The organism is Deltaproteobacteria bacterium (assembly GCA_019308905.1).
Taxonomy (GTDB): Bacteria; Desulfobacterota; BSN033; order WVXP01; family WVXP01; genus JAFDHF01.
In genome coordinates this window covers 1-25,727 of sequence record JAFDHF010000019.1, presented here as the reverse complement: position 1 = coordinate 25,727, position 25,727 = coordinate 1, and the positions used below count along the sequence as shown (strand labels likewise).

Annotated in this window: 27 protein-coding genes; 19 read left to right on the top strand and 8 right to left on the bottom strand. The window is 58.1% G+C overall.

What is annotated here, in order from left to right:
• Positions 1–2 precede the first annotated feature (2 nt).
• The 6 genes from JRJ26_08330 to JRJ26_08305 all read left to right on the top strand — a co-directional run bounded on the left by JRJ26_08330 (position 3) and on the right by JRJ26_08305 (position 5,797).
• Positions 3–1,058: a glycosyltransferase gene (locus JRJ26_08330; protein ID MBW2057488.1), complete on the top strand. Its 1,056-nt coding sequence runs from the start codon at positions 3–5 to the stop codon at positions 1,056–1,058.
• Positions 1,055–1,996: a glycosidase gene (locus JRJ26_08325; GenBank protein MBW2057487.1), complete on the top strand. Its 942-nt coding sequence runs from the start codon at positions 1,055–1,057 to the stop codon at positions 1,994–1,996. Before JRJ26_08330 ends, JRJ26_08325 begins: the two co-directional genes overlap by 4 nt.
• Positions 1,977–2,849: a glycosidase gene (locus tag JRJ26_08320; protein MBW2057486.1), complete on the top strand. Its 873-nt coding sequence runs from the start codon at positions 1,977–1,979 to the stop codon at positions 2,847–2,849. Before JRJ26_08325 ends, JRJ26_08320 begins: the two co-directional genes overlap by 20 nt.
• A 14-nt stretch (positions 2,850–2,863) precedes the next feature.
• Positions 2,864–4,051, top strand: a complete 1,188-nt coding sequence (locus JRJ26_08315) for a hypothetical protein (GenBank protein MBW2057485.1) — start codon at positions 2,864–2,866, stop codon at positions 4,049–4,051.
• Positions 4,048–4,458, top strand: a complete 411-nt coding sequence (locus tag JRJ26_08310) for a phosphomannose isomerase type II C-terminal cupin domain (protein ID MBW2057484.1) — start codon at positions 4,048–4,050, stop codon at positions 4,456–4,458. The genes JRJ26_08315 and JRJ26_08310 overlap by 4 nt, the downstream gene beginning before the upstream one ends.
• A gap of 244 nt (positions 4,459–4,702) precedes the next feature.
• Positions 4,703–5,797, top strand: a complete 1,095-nt coding sequence (locus JRJ26_08305) for a mannose-1-phosphate guanylyltransferase (GenBank protein ID MBW2057483.1) — start codon at positions 4,703–4,705, stop codon at positions 5,795–5,797.
• 119 nt (positions 5,798–5,916) lie between these two features.
• Here JRJ26_08305 and ftsY read toward each other — a convergent pair whose 3' ends face one another.
• The 6 genes from ftsY to thiL all read right to left on the bottom strand — a co-directional run bounded on the left by ftsY (position 5,917) and on the right by thiL (position 12,791).
• Positions 5,917–6,849 (bottom strand): signal recognition particle-docking protein FtsY, encoded by a 933-nt coding sequence (gene ftsY, locus JRJ26_08300; protein MBW2057482.1) that lies wholly within the window; start codon positions 6,847–6,849, stop codon positions 5,917–5,919.
• Between the two features lie 69 nt (positions 6,850–6,918).
• The gene (dnaK, locus tag JRJ26_08295) at positions 6,919–8,841 is read right to left on the bottom strand and encodes a molecular chaperone DnaK (protein MBW2057481.1); all 1,923 of its coding nucleotides are present in this window, start codon (positions 8,839–8,841) and stop codon (positions 6,919–6,921) included.
• A 110-nt stretch (positions 8,842–8,951) separates the two neighbouring features.
• Complete coding sequence (grpE, locus tag JRJ26_08290; protein MBW2057480.1) at positions 8,952–9,608, bottom strand: nucleotide exchange factor GrpE; 657 nt, start codon at positions 9,606–9,608, stop codon at positions 8,952–8,954.
• Positions 9,609–9,616: 8 nt separating this feature from the next.
• The gene (gene hrcA, locus JRJ26_08285; GenBank protein MBW2057479.1) at positions 9,617–10,648 is read right to left on the bottom strand and encodes a heat-inducible transcription repressor HrcA; all 1,032 of its coding nucleotides are present in this window, start codon (positions 10,646–10,648) and stop codon (positions 9,617–9,619) included.
• 113 nt (positions 10,649–10,761) lie between these two features.
• Positions 10,762–11,727 (bottom strand): HD domain-containing protein, encoded by a 966-nt coding sequence (locus tag JRJ26_08280; GenBank protein ID MBW2057478.1) that lies wholly within the window; start codon positions 11,725–11,727, stop codon positions 10,762–10,764.
• The gene (thiL, locus tag JRJ26_08275) at positions 11,727–12,791 is read right to left on the bottom strand and encodes a thiamine-phosphate kinase (protein ID MBW2057477.1); all 1,065 of its coding nucleotides are present in this window, start codon (positions 12,789–12,791) and stop codon (positions 11,727–11,729) included. The genes JRJ26_08280 and thiL overlap by 1 nt, the downstream gene beginning before the upstream one ends.
• Positions 12,792–13,431: 640 nt before the next feature.
• Between thiL and JRJ26_08270 the strand changes: the two genes are divergently transcribed.
• Genes JRJ26_08270 through JRJ26_08260 form a run of 3 tightly spaced genes read left to right on the top strand, consistent with a single transcriptional unit; the run spans position 13,432 to position 15,901 of the window.
• Positions 13,432–13,836 carry a hypothetical protein gene (locus JRJ26_08270; protein MBW2057476.1) on the top strand — a complete coding sequence of 135 codons (405 nt, stop codon included), beginning with the start codon at positions 13,432–13,434 and terminating at the stop codon, positions 13,834–13,836.
• Between the two features lie 38 nt (positions 13,837–13,874).
• Complete coding sequence (locus tag JRJ26_08265; protein ID MBW2057475.1) at positions 13,875–15,050, top strand: outer membrane beta-barrel protein; 1,176 nt, start codon at positions 13,875–13,877, stop codon at positions 15,048–15,050.
• 11 nt (positions 15,051–15,061) lie between these two features.
• Complete coding sequence (locus JRJ26_08260) at positions 15,062–15,901, top strand: polysaccharide biosynthesis/export family protein (GenBank protein ID MBW2057474.1); 840 nt, start codon at positions 15,062–15,064, stop codon at positions 15,899–15,901.
• Here the strand turns inward: JRJ26_08260 and rfaE2 are convergent.
• A complete protein-coding gene (gene rfaE2, locus JRJ26_08255; GenBank protein ID MBW2057473.1) occupies positions 15,876–16,385 on the bottom strand; it encodes a D-glycero-beta-D-manno-heptose 1-phosphate adenylyltransferase in 510 nt (169 codons plus the stop codon). The genes JRJ26_08260 and rfaE2 overlap by 26 nt on opposite strands.
• Before the next feature lie 14 nt (positions 16,386–16,399).
• Positions 16,400–17,386 carry a transposase gene (locus tag JRJ26_08250; protein ID MBW2057472.1) on the bottom strand — a complete coding sequence of 329 codons (987 nt, stop codon included), beginning with the start codon at positions 17,384–17,386 and terminating at the stop codon, positions 16,400–16,402.
• A gap of 243 nt (positions 17,387–17,629) precedes the next feature.
• Between JRJ26_08250 and maf the strand changes: the two genes are divergently transcribed.
• The 10 genes from maf to JRJ26_08200 form a co-directional block, all read left to right on the top strand.
• Entirely contained in the window at positions 17,630–18,256 is a 627-nt protein-coding gene (gene maf / locus JRJ26_08245) for a septum formation protein Maf (protein MBW2057471.1), read from the top strand.
• The gene (locus JRJ26_08240; GenBank protein ID MBW2057470.1) at positions 18,243–18,938 is read left to right on the top strand and encodes a YggS family pyridoxal phosphate-dependent enzyme; all 696 of its coding nucleotides are present in this window, start codon (positions 18,243–18,245) and stop codon (positions 18,936–18,938) included. The genes maf and JRJ26_08240 overlap by 14 nt, the downstream gene beginning before the upstream one ends.
• Before the next feature lie 19 nt (positions 18,939–18,957).
• Positions 18,958–20,019, top strand: coding sequence for a hypothetical protein (locus JRJ26_08235; GenBank protein MBW2057469.1), 1,062 nt, complete (start codon positions 18,958–18,960; stop codon positions 20,017–20,019).
• A 44-nt stretch (positions 20,020–20,063) separates the two neighbouring features.
• A complete protein-coding gene (gene lysA / locus JRJ26_08230) occupies positions 20,064–21,320 on the top strand; it encodes a diaminopimelate decarboxylase (GenBank protein MBW2057468.1) in 1,257 nt (418 codons plus the stop codon).
• Positions 21,321–21,387: 67 nt separating this feature from the next.
• On the top strand, positions 21,388–22,209 hold the full coding sequence (dapB, locus tag JRJ26_08225) for a 4-hydroxy-tetrahydrodipicolinate reductase (GenBank protein ID MBW2057467.1): 822 nt from the start codon (positions 21,388–21,390) through the stop codon (positions 22,207–22,209).
• On the top strand, positions 22,206–22,982 hold the full coding sequence (locus tag JRJ26_08220) for a fumarylacetoacetate hydrolase family protein (GenBank protein MBW2057466.1): 777 nt from the start codon (positions 22,206–22,208) through the stop codon (positions 22,980–22,982). Before dapB ends, JRJ26_08220 begins: the two co-directional genes overlap by 4 nt.
• 29 nt (positions 22,983–23,011) lie before the next feature.
• Positions 23,012–24,301, top strand: a complete 1,290-nt coding sequence (hemL, locus tag JRJ26_08215; GenBank protein MBW2057465.1) for a glutamate-1-semialdehyde 2,1-aminomutase — start codon at positions 23,012–23,014, stop codon at positions 24,299–24,301.
• 118 nt (positions 24,302–24,419) lie between these two features.
• Positions 24,420–25,049, top strand: coding sequence for a DUF1684 domain-containing protein (locus tag JRJ26_08210; GenBank protein MBW2057464.1), 630 nt, complete (start codon positions 24,420–24,422; stop codon positions 25,047–25,049).
• Between the two features lie 76 nt (positions 25,050–25,125).
• The gene (locus tag JRJ26_08205; protein MBW2057463.1) at positions 25,126–25,434 is read left to right on the top strand and encodes an AtpZ/AtpI family protein; all 309 of its coding nucleotides are present in this window, start codon (positions 25,126–25,128) and stop codon (positions 25,432–25,434) included.
• On the top strand, positions 25,431–25,727 hold a 297-nt coding region (locus JRJ26_08200; GenBank protein MBW2057462.1), incomplete at its 3' end, for an ATP synthase subunit I. The genes JRJ26_08205 and JRJ26_08200, both read left to right, overlap by 4 nt.

The following is a 25,727-nucleotide window of genomic DNA, read 5'->3' as shown; positions in this document are numbered from 1 at the left end:
AGATGCACATCGCGATGATGACGGCCTGGAACACGGATTCCGGAGTTGCAGTCCATGCCGAACCGCTCGGTAAGGCCTGGCTGAAGATGGGACACGACCTGACCGTGTACAGCCACGTTCAGGATGATTACCACGGGGAGGGCTTTACAGGGGAAGACGACGACTATGTGATAAGATGCTTGGGAACTCAGCGGACCAACCTGCTCGACCCCCGCCCCATCCTTACCACCGACTTCGACATCCTGGTCGTTCAAGACCTGAGGATGCTTCCAGTCGAGAATCTCGCGCGGATCTTTCCCCTCCTCAAGAACCGGGCTAGAACGGTCCATGTGGTCCATGAAAACACGCTTCCCGAAGAACCCTGGTTCTACCAGTTCACCTGGGACGGTGTGGTCTACTTCGACGAAAGGCAGGATTTTCTGAGGGACGTCTATCCCCACGCCAAGAGGATCCCCTTCCCCTGCTTCCCCATCAGGAGGGGAGATCAGCTCGAGGCGAGAAGAAAGCTCGACCTTCCCCCGGACAAGAAGATAATCTATGTCTTCTGCCACAGGGGATATGAGCCTTTTCTCAGGGACATCCCCGATGAATTGAGAGGCCAGGCAATCCTCCTCTTCGTCGTTCCCCCTGGTTATCAGATGGTCGAGAGGGGAAGGATTCCGCCGTGGATGATAATCAGGGAGGAGGAGGTGCTCTCTGAAGAGAGGTTCGACGATTACCTCTTTGCCTCCGACGCGGTCGTCTTTCACAAGTTCCAGAGCCTCTATCTCGGCGTGGTCTCTTCGACCGGCTTCCAGGCTTTGGGAGCGGGGTGCCCTATCTTCGTGCCCAGCATGTCGGACTACTTCAAGCCCCTGGAGAACGAAGTCATCCATTACCACGATGCCCAGGATCTCGGCGAAAAACTGGTCGACCTGCTCCTCGGAGACGGGAGGAAGCGAAAGTCCCTGCTCGACCGGGCGGACGGTTTCTGCGCGGTCAACTCGCCCGAGATCATCGCAAAGCGGTTCATCGATTTCTTTATCGAACTGGGAAGGCCCTGGACCAGATCCGAATGAAGGCAGGAGACTTCTTCATCGGCCCCTTTGCCGACTACGAGGAAAACCCGATCCTGAAGCCCTCCGATGGCTTCCAGTCAAGGGGCCTCTACAACCCGGCCGTGATCCTGGAAGGAGAGAGCTTCTACATGCTCTACCGGGCAGAGACCGACGACGGGCTGACCGGGAGAATCGGGCTCGCCGTGAGCCGTGATGGATTCCGTTTCACCTGCAGGGCAGAGCCGATTGTCGAACCCGGCGATGATTTTGACAGGGGCGGCTGCGAGGATCCGAGGATCGTGAAGTTGGACGAGCTCTACTGCCTCACTTACGTGGGAAACAGCGGCAGGTATCACGTTTCCAATATCTGTGTCGCCACCTCCCGGGATCTCCTTCACTGGACAAAGCACGGCCCTGTCCTGAGCCCGCGGGAGGGATCGTGGGACACGGGGCAGATCAAAGCGGGTGCCGTGGTCCCGGAGAGGATCGGCGGGAGATACGTGATGTACTTCATGGGAGAGGAGAGGCCGTGGGCTGCGTCCATCGGCATAGCATATTCAGAAGACCTCTTTCACTGGTATGAGCCCCTGGAGCGACCGGTGCTCTCGCCCAGGAAGGGCCGTTTCGACTGCCTGGGCGTCGAGCCCGGGCCAGCCCCTGTAATCCTCCCTGAGGGGATACTGTTGGTCTATAATGGATGGGGAGGGGACTGTCTCTACAGGACGGGGGGAGCCCTCTTCTCCAGGGACGATCCTGCCACGGTACTCCAGAGAAGCGATGAGCCCCTTCTCTCCCCGGCCCGGGACTATGGAGAGGAGTTTGGGACGGCGAACCACTGCGTGGCCGAGGGGCTGGTAAGAAAGGGTGACAAGTGGCTTCTATATTACGGCGCCGCGGATCGGGTAACCTGTGTGGCTACCTACCAAGGGGGAGCGGCCTATGCTGAAGAGGTTCATTAAGAATCCGCTTCTGAAGCCCAAGAGGGAAAACGACTGGGAATCGAGACTCGTCTTCAACCCCGCCGCCGTTCACCACAACGGCCTCTTCCACCTGCTCTACCGGGCAGTGGGGGAGGACGAAATCTCGAGAATCGGCTATGCGGTGAGTGCCGATGGATACGAGTTCTTCCGGTTCGACAAGCCCGTCTTCACGCCCAGGGGTCTGGCAGAGAGCAAGGGCTGTGAGGACCCAAGGTTGGTCTCCCTGGAGGGCAGGTTCTACATGACCTACACAGGCTATTCGGCCAGAGGTGTCAGAGTCTGCCTCGCCTCAACCGACAACTTCATCCAGTGGGAGAGGTACGGGATAGTCCTGCCTGATATGGACAACAAGGACGCTGTCCTCTTCCCCGAAAGGGTCGCCGGAAGGTACGTCATGCTCCACAGGCCCATGTCCCCTCCTCGCAGCATCTGGATCATTTACTCGGAAGACCTCCTCCACTGGACCGATTCCAAGAAGATCATGGCGCCCCGCGAGGGGGGATGGGACGGGGTCGGCATAGGATCGGCCAGCCCCCCTGTGAAGACGGAAAAAGGCTGGTTGCTCATCTACCATGGCGTTGACGGGGAGGGTGTATACAGGCTGGGAGCCGCCCTCCTCGGCCTCGACGACCCCTCTCAGGTGGTGGCCAGGCATCCGGACCCGATCCTGGAGCCCGAAGAGGACTACGAACTCAGAGGCGAAGTCCGGGAGGTGGTCTTTGGATGCGGCATCTGTGAGGTGGAAGACACGTACTTTGTCTACTACGGAGGGGCCGACAGGGTAATCTGCGGGGCGACGGCTAAGAAGCAGGAACTGCTCGACCTGTTCTAGGCCGGAGGAGAGAGATGAAGATAACCATGATGAGCCGATGGAACATCCCCTGTGGAGTCTCGCTCCATGCGGAGCTCATCGGAAGGGCCTGGGTCGAGATGGGCCATGACCTCACGGTCTTGGCTCCAGTGGAGTGGGAAGGCTATCGGAGCAGCCCCGACGAACCTTACGTGCGGCGTTGCTACAGGCTTCCGGAACCCCGCAGAAAAGAGGGATTCTTCTTCGATCCGAAGCCGTTCCTGCATGGCGACCCTGATATCTTCGTGGTGGAAAACCTCGAGATCCTGCCCATGGAGGATCTTCTCAGGATCTACCCCCATATCAGAAAGAGGGCGAAAACCGTCCTGGTGGTCCACGAGGGCAGACCACCTGCAGACCAGACCTTCTATCGATTCGACTGGGACGGCGTGGTCTGTTTTGACCGGAGGTACAAGAGGTTTCTCAAGGAGATCTATCCCGAGGAGAGGATACACATCATACCCTATCCCTGCCATCCCGTCCGGCACGGCGACAAGAGCGAGGCGCGCCAGAAACTCGGCCTGCCCCAGGACAAGAGAATCATCTTCAACTACGGCATAGGTGTATACCGCCACCTCCATCTTCTGCCGTCGATAAAGAGGGTAAATCACGACCATCCGCTCATGCTCCTCACCATGACCCACATACAGGACTGGTACGAGTTGTTTGATGCGGTAAGATGGGCCTATCCGTTCATCGAACTGAGGAAGGGAGAAATTCCAACAGATGAGCTCTACACCTATCTCCATGCATCCGACGTGCTCCTGATTCACAAGGATTCGGCCGAGGCCGTGGTGGTCCCGTCGACGGCCTGTCTCTGTCTGGGGGCGGGACGGCCTATTCTGGCCTACGACACAAACTTTTTCGAGACCTTTGACGGGGAGGTCATCAAGTACAGGGAACTCGAGGTGACCCTTAGAGAGCTCTTCCAGGACAAGTACGACATCGAATCCACCCTGGAGTCTGCGGAGCGGTTTGTGAAGAGAAACTCCTCCGAGGTCGTAGCCGAGACTTTCTTGAGGCTCTTCGAATCGCTCCTTTCTCGATATCCGTTCTCGAGAGCACTACCCTTCAGGAGGGAAGCCCCGAGGGGCTCCCCGTTCCTCCCCAAGGAGACCGGATACGGCGGGGGCGATCCCTTCCTGAGGAGTGGGGGTGGAATCGCCGGGAGGAAGGCGGGTTGAATCGGACAAGACAGGTTCCCTCAGAAGAGAGAAGGCCCTGGGGGGGGTTTCTGGTCCTCGAGGACCGGGCAACCCACAAGGTGAAGCGGATCTGGGTCGACCCCGGCCGCCGTCTCAGCTACCAGAGACACTCCAGGCGGTCGGAACACTGGATCATCATCGAGGGAAAGGCCGAGGTGACCCTGGACGGCAGACAGATTCTCCTCGGCCCAGGTGAGTCGGTGGATATACCCCTGAAGGCAGCGCACAGGATCCGGAATGCGGGAGAGACCACTCTCACCTTTATCGAGGTCCAAAGGGGGGATTATTTCGGCGAGGACGATATCGAGAGGCTGGAAGACGACTACGGTCGTGTGTCTCCCTCCCGGGGGGATGAGATCGTGGGAGGGATCAAGGACGGCGGCTAGGTCCCTTTCCGGCTTGCAGGCTCGTTCCTCGGCTTCGAGTTCCGGCTTTCCTTGCGGCCGATTCCCTCGCTTCCGGCAGGTCTTTTTGCCACTTCGCCGACCAGAAAGCGGGGCAAACCATGTATCGCCTGACGCCCCGCAGAGATCCAGGACTCCCGCGGGGTTTTCTTTTCCCCGACCTTTCTCCATCGCGACCTTTCTGCGGTGACAGGGGGAAAGCCCGCTCCAACACGGAGGTTATCCCATGAAAAGAAACCCGACTCGGAAAGATCCCGCGGTGCTCATCATGGCCGGGGGAATGGGGACTCGTTTCTGGCCTGCAAGCCGGGAGAGACTACCCAAGCAGTTTCTCCCAATCTGCGGTCCGAAACCCATGGTTGAAGAGTCCTTTGACCGGGCGGCCTCGCTGACGGATCCGCAGAGGATCTTTGTCATCATCAACGCGCACCACCGGTCGACTGCCCGGAAGATCCTGGGCGACAGGGGCGCCCGGCTCGTCGAGGAGCCCTGTGGAAGAAACACGGCTCCCTGCATCGGCCTCGGGTGCATCCACGTGATCAGGCGCTTCGGGGACCTCCCCACTATCGCCCTGCCCGCGGATCACTTCATCTCCGGCCGGACCGAGTTCCTCCGTTGCCTGCAGCAGGGGGTCTCCCTCCTGGACAAGGGTGGGCTCGTGACCATCGGGATTACTCCCACCTATCCAGAAACCGGGTATGGATATATCGAGAAAGGGGTTTCTCTCTCCGATGGAGAAGCGTACAGGGTCGACCGATTTGTCGAAAAACCGAATCTTGAAAGGGCGGGGGAGTTCCTCGCGAGTGGACGCTATCTCTGGAACTCCGGCATCTTCATCTTCAAACCCTCAACCATGCTCAAAGAGATCGCCCTCCACCTTCCCCGCCTGGGCGAAGGGCTCGGCAGGATCTCCGAGTCCCTCGGAACAGAGCGCTATCCGGAGATCCTGGAGGAGGTGTACGGCGGGATCGAGCCGATCTCCATCGACTACGGTGTCATGGAAAGGACAAAAGAGCCGGTCTACGTGGTAGAGGGAAGATTCGGCTGGAGCGACGTAGGCAGTTGGGCTGCCGTGCGCAAGCTCCGGGAAGCAGAAAAAGACGCTGAGGGCAACATCGCCTCTGGAAAAGTCCTCTTCCTGGACACGACAAACACCTTCGTCCATTCCCAGACAGAGCGGTTGATCGCTGTTCTCGGTCTCGACGACCTGCTGGTGGTGGACACAGAGGACGTATTGCTCCTGGCCGACATCAAGAGGTCCCAAGAAGTCAGGCGTTTCTCAGAGATGGTGCGCCGGAAAGGCCGGACCGAGTATGTCTAGAATCCCGGGGGTGAGAGGTTCCCTCTTCCCCGCCGGTCGTATCCGGGCATCTCAACAGGACCCGGCCATTTTGCCGGCCCGATGTGTCTGGAAGACCATGCAGCCGGGCAGTCGATTTCTCATTGGAACAAGGCCTCGACAAAGGCCTCGGCCTTGAAGGGTTGGAGATCTTCGAGACCCTCACCCACCCCAACGTAGTAAACGGGGAGCCCGAGGTCGTGGCAGATGGCGACTACGATACCCCCCTTGGCCGTCCCGTCAAGCTTGGTCAGGGCTATCCCTGTGACTCCAAGGGCCTCATGGAAGAGGCTGGCCTGGGAGATGGCATTCTGCCCCGTAGTGGCGTCGAGAACCAGGAGTGTCTCATGGGGAGCCTGCGGCATCTCCCGGTTCACGATTCTCTTCACCTTTTTCAGCTCCTCCATCAGGTTGACCTGGGTGTGGAGGCGTCCTGCGGTGTCTATGAAGAGCAGATCAGCGCCACGGGAGCGGGCGGCGTGGACGGCATCGTAGGCCACAGCAGAAGGATCCGCTCCGCTTTTGTGTTTGATCACCTGGGCCCCCACCCTCTGGGCCCAGATCTCGAGTTGCTCGATCGCCGCGGCCCGGAAAGTGTCGGCCGCGGCAAACAGGACCTTCTTCGACCCGTTTCGGTAGTGGTTGGCCAGTTTTCCAATGGTCGAGGTTTTTCCGACCCCGTTCACCCCGACCACCAGAAAGACAAAAGGCCTTTGATCAACGGAGACCGTCCTCTCGGCCCCCCTCAAGATCTCCAGGATATCCTTCTGGAGAACCTCCTTCACCCTCTCGGGAGAGGCGGCGGCCCTGGGGGGAAGCGCCTTCCGGACGCCATCGAGAAGCTCCGAGGCGGTCCGGACGCCGAGGTCCGCGGTGATGAGGATCTCCTCGAGTTCATCCAGGAGGTCGGGATCCATCCGGCTCTTCCCGGAGAAGATTCTCTCCAGGCGGCCTACGAGGCCCTGATGGGTTTTGGACAGCCCCTTCCTCAGGGTGTGGAGGAAACCGGATTTGTCCACGAATCGACCTTTCACCACTCCGAGTGGAAAGAGGGCGGGAAATTCCCCTGGTGGGAGACGAGAACCTCACACGGGGGGAGGGTTCTACTTGTTGTCCTTCACCTCTTCGAATTCTGCCTCTACCACGTCCTCGTCGGGTTTCTTTTGGCTCTCCTGCCCCTGTCCCGCACCTCCGCCGGTCCCGGCCTGCTGCCCTGTCTGAGAGGCCTTGGCGTACATGGCCTCGGCGAGTTTATGGGAGACCTGGGTCAGGCGGTCAGCCGCGGATTTGACGGTATCCACATCCTCCGATTCGAGAGCCTTCCTGGCGTCTTCAAGGGCACTGTCGATGTTGCTCTTCTCCGAGGAGTCGATCTTGTCCCCGTATTCCTTCAGGTTCTTTTCGGTCATATAGATAAGGCTGTCCAGGTTGTTCCGGGCCTCTGCCAGTGCCCTCTTCTTCTTGTCTTCCTCGGCGTGGGCCTCGGCATCCCGGACCATCCTCTGGATCTCCTCCTCCGACAGCCCGCTGGAAGCTGTGATCTTGATCGATTGTTCCTTACCCGTTGCCAGATCCTTGGCCGAGACATGGACTATCCCGTTCGCGTCGATGTCAAAGGTCACCTCGATTTGTGGGACCCCTCTGGGGGCCGGAGGAATGCCTACCAGGTCGAATCTCCCCAGTGTCTTGTTGTAGGCAGCCATCTCCCGCTCTCCCTGCAGGACATGAATACTCACCGCAGGTTGATTGTCCGCAGCGGTCGAGAAGATCTGGCTTTTTCGAGTAGGGATAGTGGTATTCTTCTCGATCAGTTTGGTGAACACACCGCCGAGAGTCTCAATACCCAGGGAAAGGGGAGTCACGTCAAGAAGCAACACATCCTTTACATCCCCCTTGAGAACGCCCGCCTGGATCGCGGCTCCAATGGCCACTACCTCGTCGGGGTTGACGCTCTTGTTGGGTTCCTTACCGAAGATCTCCTTGACCTTCTGCTGGACTCTCGGCATGCGGGTCATGCCCCCAACCAGAATCACCTCATTGATCGCCGAAGCATTCAGGCCCGCATCTTCCAGAGCGGTCCTGCAGGGCTCTTCCACCATGTCGATAAGATCTTCCACGAGTTTCTCGAGCTTTGCACGGGTCAGTTTTATGTTGAGATGCTTCGGCCCACCGGCATCGGCAGTGATAAAGGGGAGGTTGACGTCTGTCTCCAGGGAAGAAGAAAGCTCCATCTTGGCCTTTTCGGCCGCCTCTTTGAGACGCTGCAACGCCATGCGGTCAGACCGGAGGTCGATTCCCTGATCCTTCATGAACTCGTCGGCCAGGTAGTCGATGATCCGCTGGTCGAAGTCCTCGCCTCCCAGGTGGGTATTGCCGTTGGTCGACTTGACCTCGAAAACCCCATCTCCCAACTCCAGGATCGAAATATCGAAGGTCCCCCCGCCGAGGTCGAAGACCGCGATCTTCTCGTCCTTCTTCTTTTCGAGGCCGTAGGCCAGCGAGGCGGCCGTGGGTTCGTTGATGATCCTCTTCACTTCCAGCCCGGCTATTTTGCCGGCATCTTTGGTTGCCTGCCGTTGGCTGTCATTAAAATAGGCGGGAACCGTCACCACGGCCTCCTCCACCTTCTCACCGAGGTAGTCCTCTGCCGTCTGTTTCATCTTCTGGAGGATCATACCCGAAATCTCGGCCGGGCTGTAGTCCTTACCCCTGGCCCTCACCCAGGCATCTCCGTTCTTTGCTTCCACGATCTTGTAGGAGACGATGTCTATATCCTTCCTCACCTCGGGATCGGTGAATTTCCGTCCGATGAGCCGCTTCACGGCGTATATGGTATTCTCTGAATTGGTGATGGCCTGGCGCTTGGCGATCTGCCCCACCAGTCTCTCTCCCTTATCCGTAAAAGCCACTACAGACGGAGTCGTACGGCTTCCCTCCTGGTTTGCAATGACCACGGGATCCCCGCCCTCCATCACCGCCACACAGGAGTTCGTGGTTCCCAAATCGATTCCGATAATCTTGCCCATTTTCGTCTCCCTCTCTGTTGTCTAGAAGTCCCTAAGGTCCCGCCTCCACAACGGTCACTGCCTCTCGAATCGGCAAGAAAGGCCTAAGCCAACTCCTGCACCTCCCATTCTCAAGCTTCGTCTTCCGGAGAGGGGGATGGGCCTTCTCCCTCGGTTCGTCCCTCCGCAGGACTGCCCGGTCTGGTCGCCACGGAGACCCTGGCAGGGCGGAGAAGACGGTCTCCCAGGAGGTATCCCTTTTGAAACTCCTCCACAATGGTCTGAGGCTCGTGGTCCTCGGTTTCGACCTGCATCATGGCTTCGTGGAGATTAGGGTCAAAAATCCCGCCCACCGACTCTATCGGCTTAAGGCCGTGCTTTTCCAGGACTCTCATCAGATCTTTCAGGGTCAGTTCCACACCCTGGATCAAGGCTTCGGGGCTGTTGTTCTTCTCCCCTGAAGCGTGCTCCACCGCTCTCTGAAGATTATCGATAAAGGGAAGCAGATCTCGAATCAAGGCCTCGTTGCCGTACTTCAGAAGATTCGCCTTCTCCCTCTCGACTCTCTTCTTGTAGTTCTCGAGCTCGGCGTAAGCGCGGAGAAACTTCTCGTAGTTGTCCTGGGCGAGCCGCTTCTGCTCCTCCAGAGCCCTTTTCAGTTCCTCGCTGGTTGCGGCTCTCCGCTTCTTTTTCCGGGAGGCCTCATGAGCGGTCTCTGCCTGATTAGACTCCCCGCCTTCCTCCATGGGTTTCCCCTGACTCCCCCCCTTGACTGGCATCTCTTCCATGATATCCCCTAGGCACCAGCCTCAGCCATGCTCTCTGTCAACAGCTGAGCGGTGTAACTCACGAGTGGAATGATTCTGGAGTAGTTCATGCGCATAGGGCCGATGACTCCCAGGGTCCCCCGAGAGGAATCAGGCGTGCCATAGGTGGCAGCGACAAGGGTACACTCCGCCATATCGCTCCGGTCAAACTCTGTCCCGATTATGGTCTGCACCCCCCGCGACTCCAGACTCTGGTCCAGGAGCTTGAGGAGAAAGCTCTTCTCTTCAAGGGTCTGGAGAAGGCGCTTCATCTTTTCGGTGCTGCTGAACTCGGGAGCATCGAAGATCTTGACCTTCCCCTCCATATACAGCTCTCTATCTTCGGTCTCCAGGAACGCCCTTTCGCCGAGCTTGAGGGCTCTTTCCATTAGCCGGTCGTATGCGATCCTCTCCTTCTCCATCTCTTCCAGGATCCTCTTGCGCACTTCGGACAGGGTCAAACCCGAAAGGATGGAATCGAGATACCGGGTAATCTTGTCGAGATAGTCCTGGCCCAGATCCTCGTCGGTATCGAGGCGCTTGTTCTGGATGGTCCCTGAAGTGGTAACGAAGATAGCCAGGACCTGAAACGGGCCCACGCGGACAAACTGGATATGTTTGAATCTCATCTTGCCCAACTCTGGAGCGATGACCAGGCCGAGATAGTTGGAAGTGGCCGAAAGGATACGACAGGTCTCTTTGAGGGTTTGCGTCATGTCGAGCTTCGAAGGATGATAGTTCCGTCTGATCCGGTCTCGCTCGTGCCGGGTCAGTTTCCTCACATTCAGTATGGAATCGACATAACAGCGAAAAGCCTTGTCGGTTGGAACCCTCCCCGCCGACGGATGGGGCTGCGAAAGATATCCCATCTCGGTGAGGTCGGCCATAACGTTTCTAATGGTGGCCGGACTCAGGTCCAAGCCGTATCGCCTCGCCAAACTCCTCGAACCAACCGGCCCGGCCGAGGCCACATACTCGCGGATTATGGCCGTCAGGATCTTCCGCACCCTCTCGGAGTCCATCAGGTTGTCGGGCAGTTTCGAACGGGAACCCATAGGCTTTGTTATGAAAATTCCTTAGATATTAGATAATTATACCCAAACCTCCCTTAAAATAACCATCTCCGAGGGCTTTGTCAAGTTTCGCTCTCCTCAAAATCCGGGTGGTAGAAAAACTGATCAAACACCCGGTGGTGTTCCGTCCAGCGCGAGTTTGAGCGGCTCGATTTCTCGAGAAACTCCTGGACCCCGTTGAACTTAGCGTCCATGTCATCGAGATGATGGAGGACGATGGCCTCCAGGGTCTTCGGCCTCTTGGGCGAACCCCAGGCATACTGCCCGTGATGACTGAGGATCATGTGTTTCAAAATCAGGGCCAATTCTTCGGAGAAACTCTCCAGGCCGGCGATCTTCTCATCCAGCATCTCGACTCCTATCACGAGATGGCCGAGAAGGCGCCCCTGGTCGGAATAGTCGAAGGATCTCTCAGAGGTGAGCTCTTGGACCTTGCCGATGTCGTGGAGGATAGCCCCGGCGATCAACACGTCCCTGTTCAATCCTTCGTAGATCTCACTCACGGCGAGCGCCAAGCGGCACAGATTGAGGGTATGTTCGAGAAGGCCCCCGATATAGACATGGTGGAGTTTCTTGGCAGCCGGTGCTCTCTTGAAGCTCGAAGCGAATTCCGGATCACCAAAGAAAGCGTCGAGTAGTTCCCGTAGGTCCCGGTTTTCCACACCCCTCGCAACGGTTCTGAGTTCATCCCACATGCCCTCAATGTCCCGGTTGCTTCTCGGAAGAAAGTCGGAGGGATCAACCGAAGTGCCGCAGAGGCGCTGGATGTGGCGGATGGAAATCTGCAACGTGTCCTGGTACCTGCTCACCCGGCCCTTGACTCTGACAAAATCGTCCCTCTCGAAGGCCTTTGCGGTCTCAAATGCCTGTTCCCAGACTCTCCCCTCGATCTCACCGGTCCGATCAGAAAGTCTCAACCTGAGATATGGAGCTCCCGAGCGGGTCTCGGCCATGCGCTTTTCGCTCACCAGGAAGACGCCGTCTATTGCCTGGTCCTCAACCATTTCGCCCACGTAGACCCCTTTCATCACTTCCTCCTCGTCCTGTCCCTGAAATGGTCGTACCCCAGACCAGCAGGGTGGTACGGCTTTTGATCCCCTCCGACAAGGGTAAGATTCCCGGCACGAGCCGTCACCTCGCCTATCGGGTGGACCGGAAGACCATCGAGTCGTGCGCAGCTCGGGTCCCCTTCAAGGAGGTCCCGGGGAGCCGTGAAAACCAGTTCATAGTCCTCCCCCCCTGCCAGAACCAGATCCATGGGACTGTGATGGTAGTGGGACGCCCATCTTTCAAAGGCCTCGGACCGGGGTACTTTCTCGACCCAAACCCGCGCTCCCACTCGACTCTCCTCCATTATGTGCCCCAGATCCGCCAGAAGCCCATCGCTGATATCGATCATCGCGCTCGCACACCCCGACTCGGCGATCTTTCTTCCCTTGAGAACCTGTGGGACCGGCGCCAGGTGCTTCCGGACAAGCCCCAGAAGATCTCCGTCCCTTCCCCTGATCTCGCCCCTGTAGGTGAAATCCCTCGGTCTCAACCCCCTTTGGCGAAGGATCTCCAGACCAAGGGCCGAATCCCCGAGGGGGCCCGTCACGTAGATACGGTCCCCGGGTTGAGCCCCTCCTCGGCAGACCATCTCCCCGGGGGGGCTGTGACCGATGGCCACCCCGGTGATCACGAGGTTCGCCGCAGCCGTAATGTCCCCACCCACAAGCAGAACACCGTAGGTCTCCGCCGACTCGCCGATCCCCTGGAAAAAGCGCTCTACAAAAGAGAGTGAAAGACCTTTGGGAATCCCCAACGAGAGGAGGAAGAACCGAGGCGTACCTCCCATTGCAGCCAGGTCACTGAGATTGACGGCCAGGGATTTCACACCGAGAAGGTAGGGCAGAGTCGACTGGCGGCTGAAGTGTACGTTCTCGACGAGCGTGTCCGTTGTGACAAGGACCGAATGGCCCGGGGGGAACCGGAGAGCAGCCGCGTCATCTCCGATCCCGGACAGAACAAAGGGCGAAGCCCTCGAGTACCTCTTCCGGATTCTCCGGATCAGTCCGAATTCGCCGATCTCTGTGATTTCGGTCTTTCCCATCAGCCGCTGTTGGTTCTCGCCCCCCAATTTCCTGCCGCGCTCCCCTGCCCTGCATCCGCCTTCCCGCTGTCCCTACAGGAGGCGGGCAGAACACAGGTGATTCGATAAAACAATTTTACCCTCATCAGCCGATCCCGGCAAGGTTCGCCCATCAGGGCAGAGGCTTACTGGTATGGATCTTGCTAGAGAAGAATACCGAGCAACAAAGAGGAAAGATCCCATGACCAGGAGAAAGTTCGCTCTTTCTCTCGGGGGTGCCGTGGGGCTCATGCTTCTCCTCTCCCTGTGCTTCGGGAGATCCAACCCCCCCGGGGAGACCATCGTCTCAAGAAATCCGGCGCACCAGCCCCGTAGCTCTCGACAGACGAACCCGAGCGCCCTTCCGGAGGTGACCCGGTCGGTTCCAGTGGTCCGCGCAAACCCACCCCCCCCACAGGGGATTCCAGAAGAGGCTTTGAAGGATGTACGTCCTGTCGAGCCGATAGAGGTTTCATCGAGGGCCTTTCGGCCCGCCTTCCCGGAGATCCAACCAGGCCTGAAAGACCGGGCCGAACCACGCATGGATCTTGCTGTCTCGAAACCTCCGCCGGTGGTCCCGCATCCCGGACGCCAAACTGTGGCAAAGCTCTGTGGAGGCTCGATGATTTCGTCCTGTGCGGGCCGGAATTTCACCCAGTGTGAGTTCGCCCTTCTCCTCCTCGACCTCTTGGACCTGGAAACTCGGGAGACCTGTGAGGGCGCCTTCGCCCTTCTCGAATCCCTCCACATCGGCCCTGTCGGAGGTTGGGCAAAGGCCGATCCTACGAGGATCTTGACCCCACAGGAGATGGAAGAGGTGCGATGTTCCGCCTCTTTGGCGGCTGACCAAGGCTTGATCTCGGCGTCGTCCTCGGTGATTGTCGCTCGCCTGAACAGATTCTGCGAGGAATTGAAGGCAAGCCTCGAGGCCGTGCGCGAGTCGGGCATCATAAGGGGTAAGACCGACGTACCGCCGATAACAGGCTACCAGGGAGGAACAGAACGTGTGGCCAGTCCGCCGTTCTAGAGACCTCTTTTCGGAGAGAAATACGATATAGGCGCCTCATGGTCAGGGCAAAGGGAATATGGGCAACCTGTGCCGCGGTTTTCTCCATCTTTACTCTGTTTTCCTACGGGGCCGCCGGTAACCTTCATGTGGGGCCGCTCAGGATCCACCCCTATGCTACGGTCTCTGCGGCGCATACTGACAACGTATACCTTACAAGAGCCGATAGAGTGAGCGACACCTTTTTCCTGATTTCTCCGGGTGTCGAGCTGCTTTTGCCCATGAAGAAAAACGCCCTTAGCTTCAACTATACCGCTGACAGCTACAACTATAGAGAAGAGAAAAAGGCAGATCGGACGGTTCACAATGCCACGGGGACCCTCAGCCTGAATCAGTGGAAAAGGCTGAAGGTCCAGGCAAGGGACGGGTTTACCCGCGGGGCCGATCGACCGTACTTCAAAGGGGACCAAACCCATCCCTTTACGTGGAACAGTCCGGGCCTGAGTGTCGACTACGATCTCAACAGATGGCTCGGCGTGGGAGCGGCTTACACGGGCGAAACAAAGAAGTACGACCGTTCATTGGATCAGATCGATGATTACAAAGGGACCGAGCTGACAGGGAGTCTCTATCTCAAGATGCTTCCGAAGACGTCTCTGGTGGCGTCTTACGGATATCGAACCCGCAGCTACGACAACCGCGAGTCGGAGGACAGCTACTCCAACAGAATCGAGGGAGGAATAACCTGGGAAATCGCTGCCAAGAGCACGGGAACGGCCCGGGTGGGGTATATGCGGACAGACTACCACAGGCTCAGCAGGAGCGACAGTGCCTTCTCCTATCTTATCAGTATTACTCATCGGTTGCGGCCAAAGACCACCCTGTCGGTCGAGGGGGTCCGGCGCATCCTCGACACCAGCCGGGCCGACAGGAATCTCGCCTTCGGCAGCGGTTACGTTTCCACTCAGATCAGGGCAACCCTCTCCCACCGCTACCGGAAGCTCACCGGAAGGCTTAAGGTGGGTTACATCCATGACGAATATCTTCACGACGATAGCGGCTTGGGAAAGAAGAGAAAAGACGATCTCTACACAGGAGAGCTCTCCGTCGACCATGCCCTGCGCAGATGGTTGAGGCTTGGCGGAGCCTATCGGTACACTCGACTTAATTCCAACTTCCCAGCAGAGGAATACGGTGAGAACACTATCATGATCTACGTCTCCCTTATCCTCTAGACAGGTTCTCCATGGGGTTTAGGAACACGGTTTGGATTCTCATATTCTCTCTGGTTCTTGCGGCCCTCCTCCCGGCCCGCCGGTGCAGGCCGGAGGCCGACTACACCATCGGGCCGGGTGACGTCCTGGCAATCAGGGTGTGGGGCAACGATGACCTGACCAGGGATGTAGTGGTATCACCAGACGGGAGCTTCTGCTTCCCTCTGGTAGGAGAGGTGCAGGCACGGGGACGCTCCTCGGACGAGGTGGGTAGAATCCTTTCCCGGAGGCTGGCCGACGGGTACCTCGTCGATCCTCAGGTCGAGGTATCGGTAAAGGAATACAGGAGCAAGAAGGTATACGTTCTCGGGGAGGTAGTCAGGCCGGGGGCATATCCGCTCGAAAGCCGGGCCTCTATCATCGAAATCATCTCGAAGGCCGGAGGCCTCGGTGAGAATGCGGGAGATATGGTCGAGATTATCCGTGCCCGGAAAGACTGGAAAAAGAACAAGCCCCTCAGGCCGGATGAGGAAGGTGTAGGGCAGGTAATCCAGGTTGACCTCCGGGGGCTTCTTGCGGGTAAGCTCACCGGACAGGATCTGGAAATCAGGGACGGAGACACGATTTTCGTTCCCCAAGGGCAGGTTTTCTACATTTTCGGGCAGGTGGACCAGCCGGGAAAGTACCGGTGGGAAAAGGAACTCACGGTCCTCAAGGCCGTGATCATTGCCGGAGGATTCACGGACATCGCCTCCAAGAGGAGAATCAAGATCCGCAGGAAAGACCCCCAAGGAGAGAAGAAGATCCGCGCACGGCTGGACACCCCGGTGGAGCCCGGGGATACCGTCATCGTTCCGGAGAGCTTCTTCTGAGGGCGCCTCCACGGCTTCTGACTATCCGGTCGATGAGACCCGTTGTCGATATGCCTTCCACATAGGGAACGATAACCACCTCACCTCCGGCCTCCTCTACGATCTCTCTTCCTATGGTGGTCTCCCTTGTCCAATCCCCTCCCTTTACCAGCACGTGGGGTCTCAAAAGGGATATGATCCTGTGGGGATCGATCTCGTCAAAGACGGTCACGTAGTCCACGCAGGCCAAAGCCGCGACCACCTCAGCCCTGTCCTGCTCGCCGTTGATAGGGCGGGAAGGGCCTTTCAGCCGAGCAGCCGAGCGATCGCTGTTAACGGCCACTACCAGGATGTCTCCAAGGGATCTTGCTTTCTCCAAGTACCGGACATGCCCCACATGGAGAAGATCGAAGCAGCCGTTGGTGAAGACCACCTTCCTCCCGGCAGCCCTGTGCCGATCGATAACCTCCGCGAGCTCCGCCTCACTCTTGATCTTGTCTCTCATACAAAAACAAGGGGTCAAGTCTCGTTTTGGGTCTTTCTCAGGGAAGAAAGGACTCCCTCAACCCTCTCCCTCAACCTCGGATCTTCGGCAACCCGCCGCTTCGTTCTCCTGAAGATACCACTCACGGTAGTGTATTTGGGAACCTCGAAATTTTCGCCTATCTCTTTCAAGCTGTCCCCTCGCAAGCGCCGACAAAGATAGATGGCAACACTTCTTGGCTCGTTGAAGACCCCCCTCCTCGTTGAAAACAAAACGCCTCGATCGATCCTATAGTGCTCACATACCACCTCTTTGATTCGATCCGGTTCAGGTGCCAGTCGCTTCGATTCGGGTATCTCTTCATTCAGTTTCTCTGTGAAAAACCGATTCCTTATCGAATCGACAAAACCCTCGGAGCCGAGAACTGAAGGCACCTTCTTACCTTTGAACAATCTATCTAGCCGCTCATCCTTTTCATCAGATACTGACATAAACTCGCAGTATCGTCTCAGCCTTTCTGACTTGTGCGTGGAGAGCATAGAAAGAACGTACTCCTTGTAAAGCCACTTCCACCCGTCATCTGCCGAAAGGTATCCCTTATGGCTACTCCAGGTATATCCATCTGGATCTTGCGTCAGTCCGGCCCGCACTGGATTTCGATGAATATATCTGACCAACTGCAGCAGATAAGCATCAGCCTCTATCAGAATCGATCTGTACCGGCCCCGAAACACCTGCCCGTCACAATCGTGAACCCTGTTGAAACGCTGGGTGTAGACCCCATCTATATGACGCATGCATCTAGATATATTGGCTTCCGGTGTCTGGACGAGAAGATGGTAGTGATTCGGCATCAAACAGTAGGCGGCTATCCGCAGATTCCACATATCCCTGGCCTCTTTGAGGAGGTCGATAAACCGAGCATAATCCCCTTCACCGGCAAAAGCGACCTCACCCCGCCTCCCACGATTCAAGACATGATACCATGCGTCCCTGTACTCTATTCTCAACGGTCTGGACATGTCTGGATTCATAAACGAATCGACCCGAAGAGTCAAGTCAAACCTGGGCCTAGTTCCCCACTAAGACTCAAGTCGAGATTTGATCCCTTTGTCTTTTGGTCGGCTAGGGGTTCCCGGCTGTTGACAAAAGTCACCGATTGTTTTAGTGTTCTGCCTTGGTCCGGGAAGTGTTTGCACCCCTCTGCGGAGGCAGGTCGCCCTTGTTGCCGGCGGTTTTGGGTCCGCTCCTCTTGGTGAGATTTTCTGATGGATAGGCCATTGATCCTGGCATCTGCCTCTCCCAGACGGCGGGCTCTCCTTGAGAGCGTCGGGATTGAAATCGAGGTCGTACCGAGCAGCGTCGAGGAGGTTCTGAAAGGGAAGGAGGATCCAAGGAGCCACGTGCTGCGCCTGGCAACGGAGAAGGTGGAGGATGTGGCCGCTCGTTTCTGGGACAGGTGGATTATCGGCGCGGATACGGTCGTCGTGGCCCGTGGAGAGATCCTCGGAAAACCTCAATGCCCAGAGGAAGCCGAACACATGCTCTCTCTTCTGAGCGGCAGATACCACCGGGTGTTGACCGGATACGTCATTACCAGGAAGAGGGAGCCGGCTTTTGCCAGCGGGGTCGTGGAGACAAGAGTGAAAGTGAAAGACCTCAGCCCGAGCGAGATCAAGTGGTACGTCCGGACAGGTGAGCCCTTTGGCAAGGCCGGAGGGTATGCCATCCAGGGTGCAGGGGCCTTCATGGTCGAGAGAATCGAAGGATCCTACACGAATGTGGTGGGCCTTCCCCTCTGCCAGGTCTTGGAGTCCCTCCGTGCCTTGGGAGCGATCGACTGGAGTACCCGGCACGAACACCAAGGGAGGCCGCAAGATGAGTCTGATTAGGGAGAACGTCCTGAGAGTCAAAGAGGCCATAGACAAAGCGGCGCAACGGGTGGGACGCAATCCAGCCGAGGTGCGCCTGGTGGGTGCCTCAAAGACCGTCGACGTGGAGAGGATCAAGGCGGCCATCGAAGCGGGCGTCACCATCTTCGGAGAAAACTATGTCCAAGAGGCGGCAAGAAAGATTGAAGCCCTGGCCGGACAGGGGGTCTCGTGGCATCTCATCGGGCATCTCCAGAAGAACAAGGCCAGGCACGCCGTGAGACTCTTCGACATGATCCACTCCGTGGATTCCGTCAGCCTGGCTGAGGAACTCGAAAAAAGGGCCCGCCTTGCAGGCCGGAGACTCGAGGTGCTCGTGGAGGTCAATCTCTCAGGTGAGACCACCAAGTGGGGAGTGAGAGAAGAGGAGGTAATCCCTCTAATCGGGGAGATCAGCAGGCTCCCGAATCTCTCTTTCAAGGGATTGATGACCATGCCTCCTTTCTTCGACGATCCTGAAGATTCACGGCCATACTTTGTCCGGCTCAGAACCCTCGGAGAGAGGATCGTGTCGGAAAAGATCCACACGGGCCCCCTGGACTTGTCCATGGGGATGTCAAACGACTTCGCAGTGGCCGTTGAGGAGGGGGCGACATTGGTCCGAGTGGGGACGGCCATCTTCGGTCCGAGGCCGTTGAAATGACGGGACAGGGGAGAGACCCGTGAACCTCTTTTCACCCCTTTTGAAGAGGTATCTTCTCTGCCAGGCAATCCTGCTCATCCCTGTGGGATGCGGCAAGAAGGGCCCGCCTATCCCCTACGACGTAACAGTGCCGAGGGCGATCTCAGATCTTGAGGTGCTGGTCCGTGAGGCAAAGCCTCTCCTGGAATGGTCGATACCCCGGAAGGCGGTCGATGGGTCCGAGGTGAGGGAACTCGGAGCATTCCGCATTCTGAGAGAAGAGACTCCCCTTCAAGAGAAGTGGTGCGAGGAATGCCCGGAACGGCTGGAGCTCCTTGACGTGCTTGAGTTGGGAGAAGACAAGAAGAAGGGGGACTTCTCAATAGTGGGCAATAGGGTCGTCTACCAGGACAAGCGGGTTGCCTATGGTCACGTCTATGTCTACAGGGTCATCTCGGTGACGACTAGGGGGTATGAAAGTGCTCCCTCGAATCGGGCCGTTCTTTACTGGGATACTCCACCGGCGCCTCCCGCACATGTGGAGGCAACACCCGAGGACAGGGCTGTGAGTCTTGTCTGGGATCCTGTGGAAGGCGCCCAAGGGTATCGCATCTACCGTGGGCACGAGGAGGGTGGGTTCGGCGAACAGCCGACTGCAAGGCTGGGACCGAATGAGCTTTCCTATCGGGATACAGGCCTCACCAACGACGTCACCTATGTCTATGCTGTCCGCTCTGTCAGGAAGATCGGGCAAACCTGGCTTGAGAGCCTGAACTCGTCGCTTTCCACCTGTACGCCAAAGGACATGACACCGCCGGCCCGCCCCCAGGGGCTCCTCGCCGTCCCTTTGGCCGGAGGAATCGAGCTGAGCTGGCAGAGAAATCTCGAGGAGGATCTACTCGGGTATTTTGTCTACCGGAGGGGTCTGGAAGAAGGGGCGTACAGCCGTCTGAACGAAACCCCCTTGAAAGTCCCCCTTTACCTGGACAGGACCGCCCTCTTAGGAGAGACTTACCTTTACACGGTGACGGCTGTGGACGGTTCTCCCCAGAGAAACGAGAGCCCATTTTCCGAGCCGGTGAGAGTGAGATACGTGAGATAGCAAGCCCGAGTCCCGGCCTGAGAGGCCGAAGGTGGAGATGGATCGTGCACTTTTTCGACTATCGCAAAGACCTGCTCCATTGCGAGTCAGTTCCAGTTGACGCCGTCGCCCAGAAGGTGGGGACCCCTTTCTATCTCTACAGCTTTGCCACGATGGAGCGCCATTTCCGTGTCTTTGACGATGCCTTTCGGTCCGTCCCCCACCTTGTCTGCTATTCCCTGAAGGCCAACTCGAATCTTGCGCTCATACGGATCTTTGAAAGGATGGGAGGCGGCGCCGACGTGGTGTCCGGAGGGGAGCTTTTCCGTGCTCTCCGGGCGGGCGTCCGACCTGCCAGTATCGTCTTTTCAGGTGTCGGAAAGACCTCGGGTGAAATCCACTACGCCCTGGAGAAGCGGATTCTCATGTTGAACGCCGAGTCATCGCAGGAGCTTGCCGCCGTGGATGATCAGGCCGGTAGGCTGGGAGTGCGGGCGCCTGTGGCACTGCGCATCAACCCGGACGTCGACCCGAAGACGCATCCCCATATCGCCACAGGGCTCAGGGAAAACAAGTTCGGCATTGAGTTCGGCCGGGCCCTTTCCCATTTCAAGATGGCGAAAAGCCTGAAAAACCTCGAGGTCGTCGGGGTCGACTGTCATATCGGGTCCCAGTTGGTCGAAGTCGGGCCTTTTGTAGAGGCATTGAAGAGATTGAAGGACCTGGTGGCCGCCCTGGAACAGGAAAACATCAGGATCCGCTATCTCGATCTCGGCGGGGGCCTGGGCATCACTTACGGGTCCGAGGCACCGCCTCTTCCCTCGGAATACGCCCAGGCGATTCTGAAGGAGACCGAGGACCTTGACGTCACCCTCGTCTTTGAACCCGGCCGGGTAATCGTAGGAAACGCGGGGATCCTGGTTACACGGGTGATATATACCAAGGAGACCTCCGAGAAGTTCTTCGTTATCGTCGATGCGGGAATGAACGACTTCATACGCCCCTCCCTGTACGGGTCATTCCAGGCCATTCTGCCCGTCGAGAGGCGGCCGGGAAGGGAAGTAGTGGCCGACGTGGTGGGACCCATCTGCGAATCCAGCGACTTTTTTGCCAAGGGGAGGACCATCGTCGAGCCCAAGCAGGGGGATCTTCTTGCCGTCATGAGTGCCGGGGCCTACGGGTTGTCAATGGCCTCCAACTACAACTCCCGGCCCAGGGTCTGCGAGGTCTTGGTAAAGGGTTCCACCCCCTATCTCATTCGCCAGAGAGAGACCTACGAGGATCTGATACGGGGTGAAGAGATCCCGGATTTCCTCCACTAGAGGAAGGCTTCAGGTCACCGAAGCAGCAGACTCAGGAAACTCCGAGTCTTCGTAAAGGAGAATGATGATGGTCAAGGCGATCGTTGTAGGAGCCGGCGGAAGGATGGGGAAGAGGATAATCCATACGATCCTCCAGACTCCAGGAATCACCCTGGCGGGGGCCGTGGAGAAGGAGGGCCACCCCGCAGTGGGAAGGGATGTGGGTGAGCTTGCAGGAGAGGGTGGAGTAGGGGTGTTTGTCGAATCCGACCTCGACCGTGTGGCCGGATTGGGAGAGGTCATCGTGGATTTCACCATCCCTGAGGTCTCCATGAAGAGTCTGGAGACTGCAGTCCGAGGCCGGATGGCACTGGTTATCGGCACCACCGGGTTCTCTTCGGACCAGGTGGAGCGGATCAGAGCCGAGGGGAGCAGGACTCGGTGTGTGGTGGCTCCCAACATGAGTGTGGGGGTAAACGTCATGTTCAAGATCGTCGAAGAGGCGGCCAGGGCCTTGGGACCCGACTACGACGTGGAGATCATCGAGGCCCATCACCGCTTCAAGAGGGATGCCCCCAGCGGAACGGCCATGAAGCTCGGCGAGAGGATCGCGAGGGCTCTGGGAAGGGACCTCGAAAGGGTTGCGGTTTGGGGCAGGAAGGGCATGGTGGGAGAAAGAAAGCCCGCCGAGATCGGCATAGCGGCCGTCCGCGCGGGGGACATCGTGGGGGATCATACCGTAGTGTTTGGAGGGATCGGGGAACGGCTGGAGTTGACCCACCGGGCACACAGCCGGGACAACTTCGCCCGGGGCGCCGTCAAGGCGGCTCTCTGGGTGGTCAAACAGCCCGAGGGCCTCTATGATATGCAAGACGTCCTCGGCTTGAGAGAGAGAAGGGAAAGAGCATGAGATTGATTCGCTACCGCCATGGAAATCGGATCTCTTACGGCCTGTTCAAGGGCGAAGATGTCTTCTGCCTTGCAGGAGACGTTTTCGGAGAGTTCAGAGAGGGCCAGAGGGTCGCCCCTCTTGACGGGGTCACCCTCCTCTCCCCTGTACCGCCCAGCAAGATCGTGGCCGTGGGGTTGAACTACCGGGATCACGCCGAGGAGGTGGGGGCCAGGATACCCGAAGAACCCCTGATCTTCCTGAAACCCTCGACCGCCGTCATCGGCCCCGGAGAGCCGATCATCTATCCCCCTATGAGCTCTCAGGTCGATTACGAGGGAGAACTCGGCGTGGTGGTGAGGAGGCGGGCTGCCCGCATCTCGCCGGATGAAGCCGGGAATTTCATCCTCGGATACACGTGCATCAACGACGTTACAGCCCGGGATCTCCAGAAGAAGGACCGCCAGTGGACAAGGGCCAAGGGCTTCGATACCTTTGCCCCTTTGGGACCCTGGATCGAAACGGATCTCGATCCACGCAGCCTCAAGTTGGAAACCTTTCTGAACGGGGAACTCAAACAGTCCTCTAACACCGCGAACCTCATCTTCGACTGCCACCAACTGGTCAGCTTCGTTTCGCACGTCATGACCCTCATGCCGGGCGATGTCATCGCAACGGGCACCCCTTCCGGGATCGGCCCCATGTCGGTAGGAGACAGGGTGGATGTAGTCATCGAGGGGATAGGGACGCTGACAAACACGGTTACAAAGCAGCACGATACGCCGACCGGCTGAACAGGGGAGCCGACCCAAAGGAGGCAACCATGGAAACCGAAAGATCCGAAGCACTCTTTGCCCAGGCTCAAAAGTGGATTCCCGGCGGAGTAAACAGCCCAGTACGTGCCTTCCGCACCGTTGGAATTCCGCCGCGCTTCATCGATCACGCCCGAGGCTCGAAGCTCTACGATTCCGACGGAAACGAGTATATCGACTATGTTGGGTCCTGGGGACCCATGATCGTCGGCCACTCCCACCCGGACGTGGTCAGGGCGCTGAATGAAACAGCGGCACGGGGGTTGAGTTTCGGTGCCCCCACGGCCCTCGAGGTGGAACTGGCCCACAAGGTGATCGATGCAGTCCCCTCGCTCGAAATGGTGAGGATGGTCAACTCCGGGACCGAGGCCACCATGGCCGCCATCCGCCTGGCCAGGGGCTATACGGGACGGGACAAGGTCATCAAATTTGAAGGGGCCTACCACGGCCACGGCGACTATCTGCTCGTCAAGGCGGGCTCAGGGGCGACGACCCTGGGGGTCCCGGACAGCTTGGGTGTTCCCGCCGACTTCGCAAGGCACACCCTGACGGCCCGCTTCAACGACCTCGATTCGGTGAAGGCGCTGGTCGAAGCCCACCCGGAGGAGGTGGCCTGCGTCATCCTTGAGCCGGTGGCGGGAAACATGGGTGTCGTGGCACCGAGACAAGGGTTTCTCCAAGGCCTGCGCACGATTTGCGACGAAAGAGGCATTGTACTCATCTTCGATGAAGTCATGACGGGCTTCCGCGTGGCCTACGGCGGGGCACAGAGTCTGTACGGCGTCATCCCGGACATGACTTGCCTGGGAAAGATCATAGGCGGCGGTCTCCCCGTAGGTGCCTACGGCGGAAAAAGGGAGATCATGGAGCTCGTTGCACCTCTCGGGGGGGTCTATCAGGCCGGCACCCTTTCGGGCAATCCCCTGGCCATGACCGCGGGGTTGGAGACCTTGAAGATCCTTGAGGCAGAGGGTGTCTATGAGAGCCTGGAGATGAAGGCCGAATTCCTCTGCGACGGCATCTCCCAGGCCGCCCGTGAAGCGGGAATCGAGATCCGGTGCTCCCACGTGGGTACCATGCTCACGGTCTTTTTCACGCCCTCCCCCGTGGAGAATTACGAGGAGGCAAGAAAGAGCGATACCAAGGCCTTTACTCGCTATTTTCTCCTCATGTTGGACCAGGGTATCTACCTGCCGCCCTCTCAGTTCGAGGCGGCCTTCATCTCCCTGGCCCACACCGAGGAGGACCTGGAAAGAACCGTAGGAGCCGCACGCAAGGCCTTCAGGAGCATGGGCGGGTAGGCCCTGAGAGCGCAGGGGGGCTGCCCACGGGCTTCTTCCCGTGCCGGCCCCGGATCCTGTCGGACCGACAAAGCCCGGTGCGGACAAGGCCGGGCTCCTGTAGGGAGTTCAAGGAAAGATGACCAGAGGACTTCTCCTGTTAAGCCTGGTTCTCGGATGCCTCTGCACCGTCTCCCATCTCTCTCATGCCTCTGAACCCGTGGGGGATGAGGGGACGTTCGAGGTCGAGAGGATCCAGAGGGAGCGGGAGGAGAAGAACCGGTTTTTCCGTTGGGACCCGAGGTCTCCCCTGAGACCCGAGGATCAGAGACGCTTCCGGGGACTGGCCTATTATCCCGTCGACCCCGGCTGCGTCTTTTCCGGCCCCCTCGAGAGAAACTCATCTGGAAAAACCGAATACGTGAGGCTTCCCACCAGCAGAGGTAATTTCCGAACCTACGTCAGAGTGGGTACCTTCAGGTTTCGGATGCACCACAGGGAGTTCTCCCTAGCCGTCTACCGTTTCGTGGGAAGGTCGACCCTGTTTCTGCCCTTCAGAGACAAGACAAACGGCCACGAGACGTACGAGAACGGACGCTATGTCGATGTGAGGCTTGCAGGGGGCGACATGATCGTTGTCGACTTCAACAGTGCTCATAATCCCTACTGTGCCTACAACCCGAAGTACACATGCGCCTTTGCCCCAGAGGAGAACGTTCTGGATACAGCGGTCCGCTGCGGCGAAAAGACGTTTCTACCCCTCCCCTGAGCCAACGGCTTTCCGCTTTTGCAAGGACAGCAAAAATTCGGTTGACACGGAGGGGAGCGTATGTTAATAAAATCACATGCTTCCCGGACTCTCTCCGGGAGGAAAAAACCTTACAAATCAATGCATTGCAATTAGCTTGAAGGCTGACGGCACAAAAAGGCTGATCTTCCTGGTAGGTCACTACGGCACTATCGGCCTTGAAATGGGCCTTTCGGTAGCCATCGGGCTCTTTATAGGGATCGTCCTTGACCGTTATCTCGGTACAAAGCCATGGATGGCTCTCATCTTCTTGATTCTAGGTGTGGTGGCGGGTTTCCGAGCTCTTTTCCGCGTTGTCAAGGAGATCCAGAAACAAGACCGGCCTGCCAACAAGGGGAAGGAATGAACACGGCCTGGACGCTTTCTAGGATCGACTCGATCGAGAGGATCAACCTCTATGTGGCAGGAGTCCTCTGTGCCGGAAGTCTCCTGTTCAGGTCTCTCTCGGTGACCATTGGTGTGGCCTTGGGGGCATTCATCGTGGCAGCCAACTTCTGGTGGCTGAGGCGGCTGGTGGAACGGGCGATGGCCAAAGGAGAAGGGCGAAAGAAAAGTCTGTACGGGCAGTATGTGCTCAAGCTTCTGCTGTTTCTTGTCCTTCCCTGTGCGATCGTCTACTATAGGGAATACCTATTCAAT